Source organism: Staphylococcus sp. HMSC062H10 (assembly GCF_001836945.1).
Taxonomy (GTDB): domain Bacteria; phylum Bacillota; class Bacilli; order Staphylococcales; family Staphylococcaceae; genus Staphylococcus; species Staphylococcus aureus.
Map to the genome: position 1 here is coordinate 1 of NZ_KV831003.1, position 16,772 is coordinate 16,772.

A 16,772-nucleotide genomic window follows, 5' to 3' on the forward strand; every position below is an offset into this window, starting at 1 on the left:
ATATAATATTATAGACCCTAGGACATTGATTTATATCCCAGCCTCATTTTACACTTCGTATTAAAATTTTTACGACGTACGAAAAAAGCTTATGTCGCTAAAACACATAGCAACATAAGCCTAAATTATTATTCGTCTACTTTTTTCTGTTGGTCTTTAAATTCTTTCTGCAGTAAATTAACTTGTTTCAAACCTGCACCCATTAAAATGAATACGAGTATCCATACGACTACGATTAAAATGAATATTTTTAACGTATCACTGCCAAGAATCGTTAATGATGTATCCCAAATGCCATGTAACCCAACAGCTGATAAAAAGAATATTAAAAAGCGTTTATCTAAAATATCTTTAAACTCGAAACCATGTTGCTCTTTAGCAATAACAATAGCAGCTCCGACTATGGCTGACCACACTAAATGACCACCAATTGCAGTCCATGCACGTGTGAAGACAATATCTAATAATGGGACATTTTCCCCTAAAGCGAAATTCAAAATATAACCTGCCGATTCAAAAACTGCAAACCCGGCACCAATAGCAGCACCGATTAATAAACCATTCAAAATTTTATTCGTTTTCAATTTATTGACGAAATAAACAATAATGAGTGCTTTACCTGTTTCTTCAACCAATCCAACTAAAAATGCATCGAAAAATGTTAACGAACCAAACCTTTCGAATTGATCACTAAAAACGACAAATCTATATAATACCATCGTACTTAGTAATGAAAATACGCCGCCAATAAAGAACATGATAATAACTTCAAAAATGCTAATATTTTTAAACGCATTTGATTCATAGAAGAAGAATAAACCTGATAATGGTACTGTTAAAGCCCCTATAAAAATGAGACCCGGAATCGCATTTGTATTATTGAAAAATGCTGCCATGACCCATAATCCAATAAATGTTACTGTGAAAGCGATGAATACTCGAGAAAAGAGCCATGGCTTCCCCCATTCTTCTGATATGTCACAAATTGCTGGCGTCGTTTTAGCAGTACCCGCTATAAATATTTCATCTGCTTCGTTTTTAGTATGTGGCTTAAATACTTCAGAAAACATATCTTTTAAATTAAGATTTAAGCTTTCATCATTGCCCGCTAGTCTACCGATTGATTTGGTTGCATTATCAAATAAACTTCTTGCTTCGTGTTTCAAATCTGTATTTTGCGCTGTTTCATAAGCTTTATCGTCCATTTGCTTATCGATAGATTCATTATGTATATCGGACGTCTTAGTTGATTGTGTAATTGCTGATGACATCCCCGCTTCACTTGTATTAGGTGCAACTGATTGCGTTTGCGTTGCCGATTCTTTTTCTTCGTCTCTTCGATGATTAAGACTTTCCATAGACTTACCTACTCTCATTTTCATAATAAAACTATTTTAATTGAATATTGATGGATTTTCCATATATTTATATAACTACTTTGTTCGATTGTGTACATTCGTTTTTTTACTCATTTTAAAATACAAATCACATCTTACGCTTGAGTAATAAAATCAAGTATTCGGAAAATGGCCTGCCTATTCTGTTTAGGCACCTCAAAGGCTAATATGTCCTCCGCCGATTGCTCTAAAATAGAATGATTGATGTATTGGGCATCATTTAGTACCATTTCTCTGACATCGTCTGGACCAGGCTCAAAATGAAATTGTAATCCAATCACATGATGATCGATGATAAATCCTTGGTTCCTAATATGGTTCCCTGAAAATAATAATTCTGCTTGTTGCGGTATTTGAAACATATCCTCATGCCAATGTAGTGCCTTCAATCGACTTGGTATATTCGGAATGATTTCTGATTCTAAGTAAACATCATCCCAACCTACTTCCTTTACTGGTGATTTTAACACCGCATAACCTAATGCTTTCGAAATCTGTTGTGCACCAAAGCAAGCACCATAAATGGGTTTGTTTTGTGCCATCAATACTAAAATTAATTCGCGTTCTGATTGAATCCAAGGCATCTCATCGTCTGGATTCATTGGCCCACCAAGTATCACTAACATATCTGTTTCTTCCGCAAGAGGTAGCACACCATCATTCATATATGGATGATAAATATAGACTTCGTGCCCGCTTTCCTTCGCCCACTCACCTATGTATCCAACACCTTCATTTGGTGTATGTTGTAAAACATTGACTCTCATATGTTCAACATCTCCTTCAACTCTCCAATGATTTCATCAGTTACATTATACACCACTGATTGTGCGATGATCATCCTCGCCTTACTGATGCATCAAAATGATAATTAGTCTTTGCATTTTTTAAATAAACATGGGTTATTTTTATATTCCGAGCAATATTTTTATATCATCATTTTAATGATATTCAATTCATTACAAACCCTTGATATTACAATTGTTATCGATCATTAAAATGTGTCTATACTGTGTCTATTATCAGAATAAAAAGATATTTCTAATTGATTTTAAACGTCGTTATGTTATATTTCTTGTAAGGGTTTACACAAAGTGTAAAAACGCTATAATTTATCAAATGTGATGGAGGTGACTTGCTTGAAACAAATCACATGGCACGACTTACAACATATCATTAAAGATGGTGATGTGATTGGTTTACCAGCATTAGCTGTAGCCAACTTACCCGCCGAAGTTCTACGTGCTGTGTTAGCGCAACATGACACATATCATACTCCCAATGATTTAACGTTTATATTAGCGAATGATATCCATAGTTTAGGTGCCGCACCGGATTTAGATGATTTTATAGAACGTCGTATGATTAAACGTGTCATTATGAGCATTTTAACGGCTTCTTCCAAAACGGCACAAGCAATGAAAAATAATGACATTGAAGCTTATTTTTTACCACAAGGTATCATTACAACTCATTATCGTCAGAGTAATCAATTATTACCTGGAGTTATTACTAAAATCGGATTAAACACAGCTGTTGATCCTAGATACGGTGGCGGTAAAGTAAATACACGAACAACTGATGATTTAGTTTCATTAGTAACTATCGACGATGAAACATACTTACACTACACATTCCCTAGCGTTGATGTCGCACTACTGAGAGGAACATACGCAGATCAACAAAGTAACATTTATTTAACTCAAGAAGCGTACTTGAGCGAGTGTTATCATGTCGCATTAAACACGAAAGCCAATCATGGGAAAGTTATTGTACAAGTTAAAGCTTTAGTTGATGACTATCAACTAAAGCCGAATGAAGTTGTTATCCCAGGAAATCTTGTCGATTATGTATACGTCACAGAAGATGAAAAGAATCACCGCCAAGTAATTCAGAGTCATTATTTACCAGCCTTGTCTGGAGAAGAACGAATTGATGGAATACCTGAACCCGCATTACCTTTTAACAGTCGCAAACTGATTCTTAGACGTGCAGCTCAGTTTTTAACTTATGGCGATACAATTAGCATTGGCTATGGTATCAATAATGAACTCTCTAATTTATTGCATGAAGAATGTGTTGAACATGATGTGCAACCGATTTTAGACATAGGTATTTTCGGTGGATTCGTTGGGAGTCGTGAACATTTTGGTATGAATTACAATGCAGATGTGCGCATGCCTCATGATCGAGCATGGGATTTTATTTATAACAATGGTGTATCAGTTGCCTATCTTAGCTTTGCTGAGGTTGATCAATACGGCAATGTCAACGTGTCTTACTTTAATGGCCGACTAAATGGATGTGGTGGCTTTATAGACATTACACAATCTGTAAATAAAATTATCTTTTCAGGTACTTTTGTAGCAGGCAGTCATGTCTCATGTCATAATCAACGATTAAGCATTGAAACTGAAGGACAAAACCAGAAATTTGTATCAGATGTGAGCCATATAGATTTTAATGCACAATATTCACAATCACTCGAGCAAGAAGTCTATTTTGTTACTGATCGTGCAGTATTCGAGCTCACCAATCAAGGCTTGAAACTAATTGAAATTGCACCAGGTCTTGATTTGCATAAAGATATTTTGAATCAAATGGCTTTTAAACCAATTATTGCTGATCATTTAAAATTAATTGATACCAGCATTTACAAAGAAAAATGGGGAGAACTTAAACAATCAATTCATAAAGTATGAAAGTGAAGCTAAAGGGGGTATACTAATGAATTTCGATTGGATAAAAACGCGCTCAGACTTCGATGATGACAAGCCTGCCGTTATTGATCACGCAAAACAAACATCTTGGACATACCAACAACTCAATGCACGCGCTGATAATATGGCACATTATTTAACATCTCAAGGTGTTAAAAAAGGCGATGTTATCGGTATTTTTGCGCCAAATGATATTGCAATATTAGATTTATTATTTGCTTGTTTTAAAACAGGTGCGGTTTTTTTACCATTGAATTGGCGGCTTAACCCAAAAGAAATTGCAGCTATTGTGGAAGATGCACAATTAAAACTGCTCTTCTATGCTGAAAAACATTTAAGTTCACTCACCGATATTGACCAAAACTTATTGCATATGGATATTGATGTAGCGCAATATGATGAAATCGTAAATCCAGATTATCACCAACCTTTTCAAGCAACACCTGTTGAACCACAAGATCTTGCAGCATTAATTTATACAAGTGGTACAACTGGATCACCTAAAGGTGTGATGTTCTCATATGAATCATTTGTTCATAACGGCGCAAACTTAGAGCTGACGTATAAGTTCAATTCAAACTATATTACGATTTTATCAACACCAATGTTCCATGTTTTAGGGTTTAACGATACTGTATTACCAGTATTAATGTCAGGTGGCACACTTATTCTTCAACGTTACTTTAATGGCGAAGAATTGAATGACATGATTGCACAATATCACCCTACATTTATTATCATGATTCCAACAATGTATTATAGTACGCTACGTGCTAGTAATTTTAATCCTGAAAACTTTAAAGCTATGGATTATATCATCCAAGGTGGTTCACAACCATTACCAAGTATCCAAGCAGCTTTTAAACAATATGGCATAAACATTATTAACGGCTATGGCTTAACTGAAGCACCGCTTGTACTTGTTAATACACCGGAAAATTCAAAACGTAAACCAATGAGTATTGGTAAAGCAGTCATGTTTGTTGATGCACGTATCCTTGATGATAACGGTGAAGAAGTACCTACTGGTGAAATTGGCGAACTTGCAATTAAGGCTAAAAATGTCACGCCAGGATATTGGAATAAACCAGCAGAGACTGCTAAAGCGTTTCATGGTCGTTACTTATTGACAGGAGATTTAGCGAAGATGGACGACGATGGCGATATATTTATTATTGACCGCAAAAAAGAATTAATCATAACTGGTGGCGAAAATGTCTTACCATCCGAAGTCGAAAATGCTTTAGCTGAGCATCCACTAATAGACCGGTGTGTGGTCGTTGGCTATGATCATCCAAAATATGGCGAATCAATTGCTGCAGCCATTATACTTCGCGAAGATGAACCTCATTACGCTGAAATTTTAGACCAACATATGCGAAGTCGTTTAGCAGGTTATAAAGTCCCAAGAATGTATGTACCAGTGACACATATGCCGTTAAACAGTACGCAGAAACCAGATAAACTTGCGATTCGACAAATGATGAATGACAAAGTCTCACAAACACTTTAAAGGTGGTAAAAATTTTTGATATTTTTTGTAAGCGTTTACAAGCGAAGCGTGTTGTTTTTGAATTAAATGCATTTCACATTAGTATTCATATTATTTTTAGGAGGAATTTATATGACATTTGAAAAAGAAACAGTCTTAAAAACATTATTTCCTGAAGATGTACTTAGTATTGCTAAAGGTTTAACAGACGGTGAAGTCGAATTTTTACAACAAGTAGATTCATTGCTAGAAAGTAAGTACCGTGAAAATATTAATCAACATTGGATAGACGCTACTGTACCCGAGGACTATTTTAAAGATCTGGGAGAATTAAATTATTTTAACAATCCATTACTTTACAAGGATCGTCCAAACGCCAAAATGCCTAGTCAACTATTTCAGTTTTTCATGTCTTACCTACTCGCGCGATTTGATATTTCCTTAGCTACCCTACTCGGTGTTCATCAAGGTTTAGGGCATAACACTTTCTATTTCGGAGGTAGCAAAGAACAAATTGCGAAATATGTACCTAAATTACAGTCACATGAACTGCGTACATGCTTTGCTTTAACTGAACCAGAACACGGTTCGGACGTTGCGGGAGGTCTTGAAACAGTCGCTGAACGCCAGGGCGATACTTGGGTTATCAATGGTGAAAAGAAATGGATTGGTGGTGCACATGTATCTGATGTCATTCCAGTATTCGCAGTAAATAAAGAAACTGGCAAACCCCATTGCTTTGTAGTCAGACCAGAACAAGATGGCGTCAATATTGAAGTTATTGATAATAAAATCGCACTTCGCATTGTTCCTAACGCACTAATTAAATTAACTAATGTCAAAGTAGATGAAGCGGATCGCTTACAAAACATAACAAGCTTTAAAGATATTGCTAAAATCCTTTATTCAACGAGAGCAGGCGTTGCCTATATGGCTACAGGTGGTATGGCTGGCGCTTTACGTGCCACATTAGATTATGTCACTGAGCGTAAGCAATTCGGCAAACCAATTAGTAAATATCAGTTAATACAAGAAAAGCTAGCAATGATGCAAGGTAATTTAGCTCAAGCAATGGCAACATGTGCTCAATTAGCTAATATGCAAGCACATGGTGAATATGACGAGGTTGCAACTTCAACGGCGAAGATGATGAATGCCTTACGTTTGCGTGAGACAGTAGCTATGGGCCGCGGTATTACAGGTGGTAATGGCATACTAGCTGACGATTATGATATTGCACGTTTCTTCTCTGATGCAGAAGCGATTTACACGTACGAAGGTACACATGAAATTAATGCCTTAGTAATTGGACGCGCTTTGACTGGAGATTCTGCTTTCGTATAAATAGCAAAGAATTATATGAGATGCAGTAATATCACTAAAAAAAGACTTATTTTAAGCATAAAGCTTTTTCCTTAAATAAGAGGCTAAGATGACTGTCAAAGATACTTAATTAATTTTATAAAATAGCAACGTTATTCCAATTATCTTAATGGTTATCTTATCCTCAACTAAATTGGAGGAATCACTATGACAATTAATAAAGTAACCGTTCTTGGCGCAGGCACAATGGGCGCTCAACTGGCAGCACTCTTTGTGAATGCTGGACTTAAAGTAAAACTATTAGATATTGTAGTGGACAAAAACGATCCAAATCTCATTGCGAAAAAATCTTACGATAAAATTACAGATAAGAAACGGCCGCTTCTATTCGACTTAAATCTAGCGAGTCATTTAACATATGGTAATTTTGATGATGACTTGGTAAATGATGATGCTGATTTATATATCGAAGCAGTCAAAGAAGATATTGAAATTAAGCATGCTGTTTGGCAACAAGTTCTACAACATGCTAAAGAAGATGCTTTATTCGCTACAAATACATCAGGTATTCCAATTAATGCGATTGCTAAAGCATTTAACGAGAAGGATCAAGAACGATTCTTTGGTCTACATTTCTTTAACCCACCACGTATTATGAAATTAGTGGAGTTAATACCTACGTCACACACGAAGGAATCTATCATATTAGATGTAAAAAATTTCGCGCAAAATGTGTTAGGTAAAGGTGTCATTGTCGTCAATGATGTGCCTGGCTTTGTCGCAAATAGAGTCGGCACGCAAACAATGAATGATATTATGTATCGCGCCGAGCAACACAAGTTAAGCATTGTAGATGTGGATGCTTTAACTGGGCAAGCGATTGGTCGTCCTAAAACAGGTACATATGCCCTATCTGACCTAGTCGGTTTAGATATTGCAGTGTCAGTAATTAAAGGCATGCAACAAGTACCTGAAGAAACACCTTATTTTCATGATGTCAAAATTGTAAATACGTTGTTTGAAAATGGCGCACTCGGACGTAAAACGAAACAAGGATTTTACAAAAAGGATAAAGAAACTAAAGCTCGACTTGTTTACGATGTTGAAAAACAAGATTATGTACCTGTATCTCAACCGCAATTACCAATTTTAAATGAATTTAATAAAGACGTAGTGCATAACCTTGATGTCATATTCAATGCGCAAGACGAAGCGGGACTATTTTTATGGGAGACATTACGTAATAATTTCTATTACTCTGCCATCAATGTACCTAAAGCTACCGATGATTTCCGAGACATAGACCGTGCGCTTGTCTGGGGGTTCAACTGGAAACTTGGTCCATTCCAATTATGGGATGCAATGGGATATGAACGTGTTAAAACACGTATGGAAGACGAACTTGGAGACTTACCACAATGGATTAGTGATTTAGACGGTGGCTTTTATAAACAAGATGAGACCATCGAATATGCAACGCCTGTTTCTCACTTCGTAAAAGATGAACTTTGGGATAAAGGTGATGCCAAACTTTCCGTAACTCATGATAATCAACTGTTACTGAAATTACAAAGTAAAAATAATGTCATTACCGATGAATTCAACGATGCGTTAGTTGATGCGATTGATTTACTGGAAAATGAACATTACACAAGTATGGTTATTTATGCAGATGGTAATAATTTCAGTGTGGGTGCTAACCTTTTCTTAATGAAAAAGGCTCATGAAGACGGTCTTGTAGATGATGTCGTTGCACAATCAATTGATAAATTACATTATAGCTTTAATCGTTTGAAGTATAGTTTGAAACCAGTAGTCACAGCTGTTCAAGGTCGTGCCTTAGGCGGTGGCTGTGAGCTTGTACTTTACTCACCTATTGTTGTCGCTGCAAGTGAAACATATATCGGTCTTGTTGAAGCAGGTGTTGGCTTATTACCGAGTGGCGGTGGCCTTGCAGAAATGGCTGATCGCATATTACGCACATCGCATAAGTTTGATGACAAACAAGCTTCCATGACAAAAGTACTGACGAATATCGCATTTGCGAAAGCCTCTACAAATGCCTTTGAGGCACGTCGTTATGGTTATTTACGTGATACAGATACGATTATTTTCAATACAACACAACGTGTCGAAGTTGCGCTCAAACGTGCGAAATATGAAGCAGAAACAAACTATATTCCGAATCCTAGACATCAATATATCGCTTTAGGTGAAGACTTCAAAGCGTTGATTCAAGGACAATTAAATGCGCAAAGACGCGGTCATTTTATTAGCGACCATGATTATCATATCGCCTTAAATATCGCCACAATTTTAGCGGGTGGTGATTTACCAAGAAATACATTTATCAATCAACGTTACATTCAATCGTTGGAGAAAATTGGCTTTATTGACTTACTAAAATCTAAAAAATCATATGAAAGAATTGCGCATATGTTAAAAACCGGTAAGCCATTACGTAATTAAAAGATAGTCATTAAGAGAGGATGATAACCATGCAAGAAGCATACATTGTAGCTTATGGGCGTTCAGCCGCAGCGAAAGCAAAGCAAGGCGCATTATTCCACGAAAGACCTGATGATGTCGCAGCCAAAGTATTACAAGGCGTATTGAAACGTATTGACGGAAAATTCAATAAGAATATGATTGAAGATGTCATTGTTGGTACGGCTTTTCCAGAAGGATTACAAGGACAAAACATTGCACGAACGATTGCATTGCGTACGGGATTATCTGACACGGTACCGGGTCAAACAGTGAATCGCTACTGCTCATCAGGATTACAAACCATCGCGATTGCAGCCAATCAAATTATGGCTGGTCAAGGAGATATACTTGTAGCTGGTGGCGTTGAATTGATGAGTGCCGTACCAATGGGTGGCAACGAGCCCACAAACAATCCAACCTTACAATATGATGATATAGGTGCGTCATATCCTATGGGTTTAACTGCTGAAAATATAGCATCCCAATTTGACGTATCACGCGAAGATCAAGATGCTTATGCTGTCAGAAGTCATCAACGTGCCTATGACGCACAACGTGATGGTCGGTTCAAAGATGAAATTATTCCAATACAAGTAAACTCAGTTGAATATACAAACGCAGGACCAAAAGTACACACAAATATCTTTGACCAAGATGAATTTATACGACCTGATACCACGATGGAGGCATTAGCCAAATTACGTACAGTATTTAAAGCTGACGGCACTGTGACTGCAGGAACATCTGCCCCACTTTCTGATGGTGCAGGATTTGTAGTTTTAATGTCTGGAGATAAAGTGAAAGAACTCGGCGTGACACCTATTGCACGATTCGTTGGTTATAAGGCAGTAGGCGTTGACCCGAAAATTATGGGTATTGGGCCTGCATATGCGATTCCTGAAGTATTGTCACTCAGCAATCTATCTGTTGAAGATATTGATTTAATCGAATTGAACGAAGCATTTGCTTCACAAACGATTGCATCTATTAAAGAAGTAGGGCTAGATATATCACGTACGAATGTGAATGGTGGCGCTATTGCTTTAGGACATCCATTAGGTGCTACAGGCGCAATGTTAACCGCGCGTTTACTTAATGAAATGGGTAGACGTCCCGATAGCCGTTACGGCATGGTTACGATGTGTATTGGTGTCGGTATGGGTGCAGCTGCTATATTTGAGTATGTGCGTTAGAATGGTTGATTTTGTATGAAGCGGATTCGTTTTGTTATTGAATGAAGTAGGCTGAAGTTGAAGCAGATTGAAGCAGTTTCGTTTTATTATTGAAGCTGTGTGAAATATAGTGATCGAACAAAATAGTGGTTTAATAGGATAGCGGGTATTTCCGTTTTAGAATTTAACATTTACACGTCTAATTTTAATCATTGTTTTAAATTTTATGAATCGAAGCCCTTTGATTTAATAATATTTGCTACTACTAGTAACTTATCTGATTGTTCATGTTTAAAATAAAGAAAACCACTCACATCAGTGTGTGTTCGAACTAGACTTGTAAGTTCCAGTTCGGTACGACTTTCTAAAGCAATTATTATTGCTGTGATTGTCGTATGTCACATAGATGTGCGTGGTTTATTTTAATAGGTTAGTAATATATTAGGTCATGTTATGTTTAAGACTATAATGAATAAGTAATTTAGAAATATGCTTCCGATTGTTCGATGCTTTAATTCAGTTAGAAGCATCATAGAATGCATGATTACTGTTGTAAAGATACGTAATGTTTTGTATTGACTGTATGTCTATGGATAGAGTTATAAACTTATTTTGTTACTCTAGGACCATATGTCGCAGTACCATCTGCATGTGTTGTTACATTGTATGCATTTGTTTTACTTGGCTTGTTGTATGTCGGACGAGCGCCATATGATACTTGGCCGTTTGCATGTGTTGTTACGTTATATGCATTTGTTTTGCTTGGCTTCTTTTGTGTCGGACGAGCGCCATATGATACTTGGCCATTTCCGTGTGTTGTTACGTTATATGCATTCGTTTCGCTTGGCTTCTTTTGTGTCGGGCGAGCGCCATATGATACTGTGCCATCTCGATTTGTCGTTACGTTGTATGCATTTGTTTCACTTGGCTTGTTGTATGTCGGGCGAGCGCCATATGATACTTGGCCGTTTGCATGTGTTGTTACGTTATATGCATTTGTTTTGCTTGGCTTGTTTTGTGTTGGGCGAGCCCCATATGATACTGTGCCATCTTGATTTGTCGTTACGTTGTATGCGTTTGTTTCTGATGGCTTGTTGAATCTTGGTCTCGCTTCATATCCAAAAGTTCCATCGTTGTATTCACGAATACCTGTACCAGCTTCTCTATATTTCACATATTTAGGTGTTTTGTTAAATTGCGGTCTCGCTGGATAATGTGATGCTTCTGTTGTTTCAGTTGCTTGAGGTTTAACTTCAATATCACTTGATTCTCCTTGAATACCTTTCAACGTTGATTCAGTACCTTGTGGTTTTATTTCAAGTTTAGATGAGTTTCCTTCAATACCTTTTAAAATAGGGTTCGTTGGTGTACTTTCACCTGTAATTGACGGTAAAGTCACAGATGGTTGTGTATAATTGTCACTTAAAGATGGTCTGTTTTGTTCCATTGTTGGGAAATCTGGACCTTGAACAATTACACCTTGTAACGTTTTATTTTCCATAGTTGGATAGTCGGGACCTTTTACAATTTCGCCTTGAGTCCCAATTTGTGGTAATTTAACTAGTGGTTGCGCAATTGGTAATGGTGCTTCTTCAGTTGTACCAACCGTTTCCTGAACATCCACTTTTTCAGAAACTTTAGGTGATTGAGGTTCTTCAACTTTCTTCTCTTCTTTTACAACAGGATATTTTGTTTCAGTTTCCCCGTATTTTTTGACAGTTTTAGTTTTCCAAGATTCGTCAGCCTTAGAAACCGCTTCTCTTGTTTCTTTAACTAAAGCATCAAATCCATCTTTATGTTTATGGTAATCATGTTTAGTTCCATCATATCTAGTAATGTGTTGAGGTCTATTCAACTTTGTTTCAATGAAGAAATCATCAATAATAGATTCTAAATCTTTAATCATTTCTTTTTCAGTACGTTGATTCGTCACTCTAATTGGATCTTTTTCATCACCTAAAATCAAATCTATTTTTGCCCTAAGATTTAATGCTTCTGTTTTATGTTGAGCATCTGTAACGTAGGCAAAATATACACTATATGCTTGATCAACAAGTGAATCTATTTTACCATATGCTGTTCTCTCTTCACTTTCAGAATATGGTCTTAAATCTGGATTCTCTGATTCAATTTTCTTTACTTCTAACTTAAAGTTATCCAATGCTTTTGTTAATAATTTTGATAAGTCATTGTATTCTTCCATAGTTAAATCGCCAAGATCGTATTTATCAAATGCTTTCATTTTAACCTGAGTATTAGGATTCTCTTTTTTGTATTTTTTATATAGTTCTTTATAAATTTCGTATTTTTCTTTTTTTCTTTCTAGCAGGTATTGGTCTTCCTCTAAAACTCTAGTTTTTAATTTATCTAATGCATCTTTATATTCTTTTTCTGCATATTTATGCTGATCCAATAAATGAAAAATATTGTAAAACTGGTTCTCTAGATTTTCAATTATTCCCCAATAATATCCATCTGCAATTTGTTTCCCATTTTTACTCCCAGCATTAACTTGTGATTTCCCACTATAATCCTTTGTTACTATCGCATCTGCTTTGTTATCCCATGTAAATAAGCTAGATGCAACTGCTAATGCGCCTAGCGAAATTATTTGCTTTTTCATAATTTTTTAATTCCTCCAAAATGTAATTGCCCAATCTACATTAAAGAAACAAAATATTAAAAGACATTAACTATATATTAACTAGAATAAACAAAGCATTAACTATCTTTTTGTTATAGTTAATTAGCTTTGCAATATACAATAGTGTATAATTTTTTTGATTAATGTACATCAAAGGAGTAACAAAGCATGACAACACAAATGAAAATCAAAACATATTTAGTTGCTGGTATTAAAGCGGCGCTCCTTGATACGACTGGTATTAAATTAGCAAGCAAATCTGAAACTACATCACATACGTATCAACATCAAGCGCTTGTAGATCAATTACATGAATTAATAGTAAACACTGACTTAAATAAATTATCGTACCTAAATTTAGATGCATATCAAAAGCGCGACATTTTAGCTGCGCACTATATTGCAAAATCCGCTATACGCACTAAAAATTTGGATCAAATGACTAAAGCGAAACATAGATTAGAAAGTATTTACGATTCAATTTCTAACCCTTTGCATTCACAAAACAATTAATAATTCACCAATAAATCATGTAAGTGTGTGTGACGCCAAATTACCTTACAAATACTTGTCATATGATTATAAACGAATGAAACGATTGCCTATCTCATAGATGGCAACGTTAAAAAGACCTCTGAAAGTATTATCTTGATAACTTTAGAGGTCTTTGTTTTTATTATTCAAATAATATTCTTATAGAACGATCAAAGTATGTTTCGTCTTTCTTTTCTTCTTTAATCTGATCAGCTAATGCTGGGTCATCTGTGATAATACCATCAACATTGGTTTGTAAGTATTTCGTTAAATCTTCTTCGCCGTTAATGGTCCAAGTATAGACTTCTTTATTTTCCAAGTGTGCTTGATTAACAAGTCTTGGCGAATAAGAAAAATCTTCGATGACAAAGAAATCTAATGATGTTTCTTTAAAATGACCAAACTGTAACGGTATGATATAACCACACTTGAGATATGGTGCTTCTTTTTTCAACTTAGTCATCACATCATAATCCAATGACATCACACGATATTGATGTTCAACACCATGCTTTTTCAAAATATCAATAACACGTTGTGTATAATCTGCTGGTTCTTTACCATGTGGCTTTAACTCTACTAGTAGCTTCACATTTGATTGTTTAGCCGTTTCAATAAATTCGTCTAAGGATACAAGTTTTGCTTCATGTCGATTTTGACGCATTTTCAAACCGACGACATCTTTGAAATTAGATTCAGAAATATTTTTATTAACACCTGTTAAACGTTTCAAATTGTTATCATGACTAACAACAAATTGTTTATCTTTCGTCATAATTGTATCTAACTCAACGTATTCGACATTCGCTTTTGCAGCAGCTTTCAATGACGGAATCGAATTTTCAACGCCTTTATCTTCGAAACCACGATGGCCAATAATGGAGATGTTTGTATTGATAGTATTATTGTAAAGTAAGTACATGTTATAACCGACAAAACATGTCACTGCAAGCACCATTGAAATTATAAAGAACCTAGACTTCCGTTTCGGTTTTGGGTATTTAAATTCTAAGCCCGGTTGGTCTAATACATTCTCTTGTTTTAAGTGCAGTACTAACACACTGATTAATGATAATTTCGTAAATAAATAATAAAAGAACAATGAGCTTTTCAATACAACAAATAAAATTGAGGAGACTAAAAACTTATCTCCTTCTTCATCTACACAAATAGCAAGATATGTTGCTCCTGAAATAATTAATGTTAAAATCGCACCAATGATGAGTTCCAATATAACTATTTCTATAACAAGTCGAAACTTATTTCGCTTCGTAATTTGCCAACTTAGTCTCATATTTTTAAATAACGATTGGCGGTTTAAAATCGTTAACGGTAAGGTAAATATTAATTTAAAGTTTAAGATAAATACAGCAATCATAAAGGTACCGTAAATGATTATACCTTTCGTCGTTTTCATAAGTTCTTCCGTTAAAAATTTAGGTATGTAAATATTTTTTGTTAATACTGAACTTAGTCCTAGGTTGGCAATGGGTATCATTAACATTAAATAAATGACAAAGAAAATAACTGGTACACCTATGAGTTTACGCACATTGACAAAGGCATTTTTAAAAATGGATTTAAATGTAATAATTTGTCGATCAAAGCCGGCATAAACCATATAAACTAACAATGAAAACTCTACATAAATCAGAAAAGCAACACTTAATATGAATATAATAAGAAGTATTACACTGGCAGGATGACTTACGATTTCCATCCAATTGTTAATCGTAAGTTGGCTTTGCCCAGCTACTTTTAACATCATATTAAATAGTAAAATTAAGTATGTACTACTAATAAAAATCATGATTAACTGCAATAGTAAGGCGTTAATGCTAAAACGCCCTTTATTTTGATACAGTAATTTAAATACTGCCCATATATCTTTACTAATTCTCTTCATAATCACGCTCCGCATTGCTTTAATATTAAGTTTCATCTTAATATTTTTCATTACTCAGGGTCAATAAAAATTTGAAAAGACTCATATTCATATGCAAGTAGCAATTAATAACCCATTCGATGATATTGGAACCCCACCTTTAACAAGGCATCACATTCTTTATCAGCATAGCTACTTACAAAAACGTCTTCCTTCAACCATTGTAGAAGTTGTCTCATATACCTACTACGTCTTGCTAATACTCTATACTCAATTGAAAAAGAAGCATATGCCCCTTCACTCTTGAAGTTACATATGCTTTCTTTTCGGTCTGAATTGTATTTATAATTCAACGGGAATTTTCCCTTTGAAGTTAACATAACGGTAGGCTGCTTTAACAGCTTCATCATCGGGCGCTTCGACATCTTCTAATTCATATGCAATGCCCAATGTTTTCCACTTATGAACACCTAACTGATGATATGGCAGAATTTCAAACTTTTCGACGTTATCAAGAGAATTAATAAATTCCCCTAGTTTAATTAAATCGTCTTTATCATCAGAATAACCAGGCACAAGGACATGTCGAATCCATACAGGTTGTTTCATATCTGACAGTTTGCGCGCGAAGTTAAGGATGTGTGTATTAGGCTTTCCTGTCAATCTAATATGTTTGTCATTATCAATATGTTTTATATCTAATAATATCAAGTCTGTATGTTTTTGTAATTCTTCAAAATGCCTTTGAAATGCTTTTGTATCATTAGCACATCCAGCCGATGTGTCTAAGCAAGTGTGCACACCATTTTCTTTTAATTCTGCAAATAATTTTTCTAAGAATGGCATTTGTAACAATGGTTCGCCACCACTGACTGTTACACCGCCACCCGATGCATCAAAGTATGGTTTGTATGGTAATATTTCATTCACCATTTCATCAACTGTGACTTCTCTTGATGGCTCACTAATTTTCCAAGTATCTGGATTGTGGCAATACAAGCATCTAAGTAAGCATCCTTGTGTAAATAATATATATCTTAATCCCGGTCCATCGACAGTACCTAAACTTTCGACAGAATGTAAGTGTCCCTTAAGCATAGTGCTCCCACCTTAAA

Annotated in this window: 12 protein-coding genes; 7 read left to right on the forward strand and 5 right to left on the reverse strand. The window is 35.4% G+C overall.

Annotated features, from left to right (window positions below):
- Positions 1-128: 128 nt before the first annotated feature.
- Complete coding sequence (locus HMPREF2658_RS13060; protein WP_072468834.1) at positions 129-1,271, reverse strand: PrsW family intramembrane metalloprotease; 1,143 nt, start codon at positions 1,269-1,271, stop codon at positions 129-131.
- 221 nt (positions 1,272-1,492) lie between these two features.
- Entirely contained in the window at positions 1,493-2,164 is a 672-nt protein-coding gene (locus HMPREF2658_RS13065; protein ID WP_001265705.1) for a type 1 glutamine amidotransferase, read from the reverse strand.
- A 357-nt stretch (positions 2,165-2,521) separates the two neighbouring features.
- Between HMPREF2658_RS13065 and HMPREF2658_RS13070 the strand changes: the two genes are divergently transcribed.
- The 6 genes from HMPREF2658_RS13070 (at position 2,522) to HMPREF2658_RS13095 (ending at position 11,020) form a co-directional block, all read left to right on the forward strand.
- Positions 2,522-4,099: a fatty acid degradation protein FadX gene (locus tag HMPREF2658_RS13070; RefSeq protein WP_072468777.1), complete on the forward strand. Its 1,578-nt coding sequence runs from the start codon at positions 2,522-2,524 to the stop codon at positions 4,097-4,099.
- Between the two features lie 25 nt (positions 4,100-4,124).
- Positions 4,125-5,630: a long-chain-fatty-acid--CoA ligase FadD gene (locus tag HMPREF2658_RS13075; protein WP_070854460.1), complete on the forward strand. Its 1,506-nt coding sequence runs from the start codon at positions 4,125-4,127 to the stop codon at positions 5,628-5,630.
- Between the two features lie 111 nt (positions 5,631-5,741).
- Positions 5,742-6,953: an acyl-CoA dehydrogenase FadE gene (locus tag HMPREF2658_RS13080; protein WP_000142193.1), complete on the forward strand. Its 1,212-nt coding sequence runs from the start codon at positions 5,742-5,744 to the stop codon at positions 6,951-6,953.
- Positions 6,954-7,139: 186 nt separating this feature from the next.
- Positions 7,140-9,401, forward strand: coding sequence for a 3-hydroxyacyl-CoA dehydrogenase/crotonase FadB (locus HMPREF2658_RS13085; protein ID WP_070854463.1), 2,262 nt, complete (start codon positions 7,140-7,142; stop codon positions 9,399-9,401).
- 29 nt (positions 9,402-9,430) lie between these two features.
- Positions 9,431-10,615, forward strand: a complete 1,185-nt coding sequence (locus HMPREF2658_RS13090) for a thiolase family protein (RefSeq protein ID WP_001154623.1) — start codon at positions 9,431-9,433, stop codon at positions 10,613-10,615.
- Between the two features lie 297 nt (positions 10,616-10,912).
- On the forward strand, positions 10,913-11,020 hold the full coding sequence (locus HMPREF2658_RS13095) for a hypothetical protein (protein ID WP_031774836.1): 108 nt from the start codon (positions 10,913-10,915) through the stop codon (positions 11,018-11,020).
- A 181-nt stretch (positions 11,021-11,201) separates the two neighbouring features.
- On the opposite strand, the gene coa is transcribed toward HMPREF2658_RS13095, so the two are convergent.
- Positions 11,202-13,217, reverse strand: coding sequence for a staphylocoagulase (gene coa / locus HMPREF2658_RS13100; protein ID WP_070854465.1), 2,016 nt, complete (start codon positions 13,215-13,217; stop codon positions 11,202-11,204).
- Positions 13,218-13,406: 189 nt separating this feature from the next.
- Between coa and HMPREF2658_RS13105 the strand changes: the two genes are divergently transcribed.
- On the forward strand, positions 13,407-13,751 hold the full coding sequence (locus HMPREF2658_RS13105; RefSeq protein WP_000211606.1) for a complement inhibitor SCIN family protein: 345 nt from the start codon (positions 13,407-13,409) through the stop codon (positions 13,749-13,751).
- 163 nt (positions 13,752-13,914) lie between these two features.
- Here the strand turns inward: HMPREF2658_RS13105 and HMPREF2658_RS13110 are convergent, their stop codons facing one another.
- Positions 13,915-15,678 (reverse strand): glycerophosphoryl diester phosphodiesterase membrane domain-containing protein, encoded by a 1,764-nt coding sequence (locus HMPREF2658_RS13110; RefSeq protein ID WP_000822598.1) that lies wholly within the window; start codon positions 15,676-15,678, stop codon positions 13,915-13,917.
- A 321-nt stretch (positions 15,679-15,999) separates the two neighbouring features.
- Positions 16,000-16,755, reverse strand: coding sequence for a pyruvate formate-lyase-activating protein (pflA, locus tag HMPREF2658_RS13120; protein WP_000911657.1), 756 nt, complete (start codon positions 16,753-16,755; stop codon positions 16,000-16,002).
- Positions 16,756-16,772 lie beyond the last annotated feature (17 nt).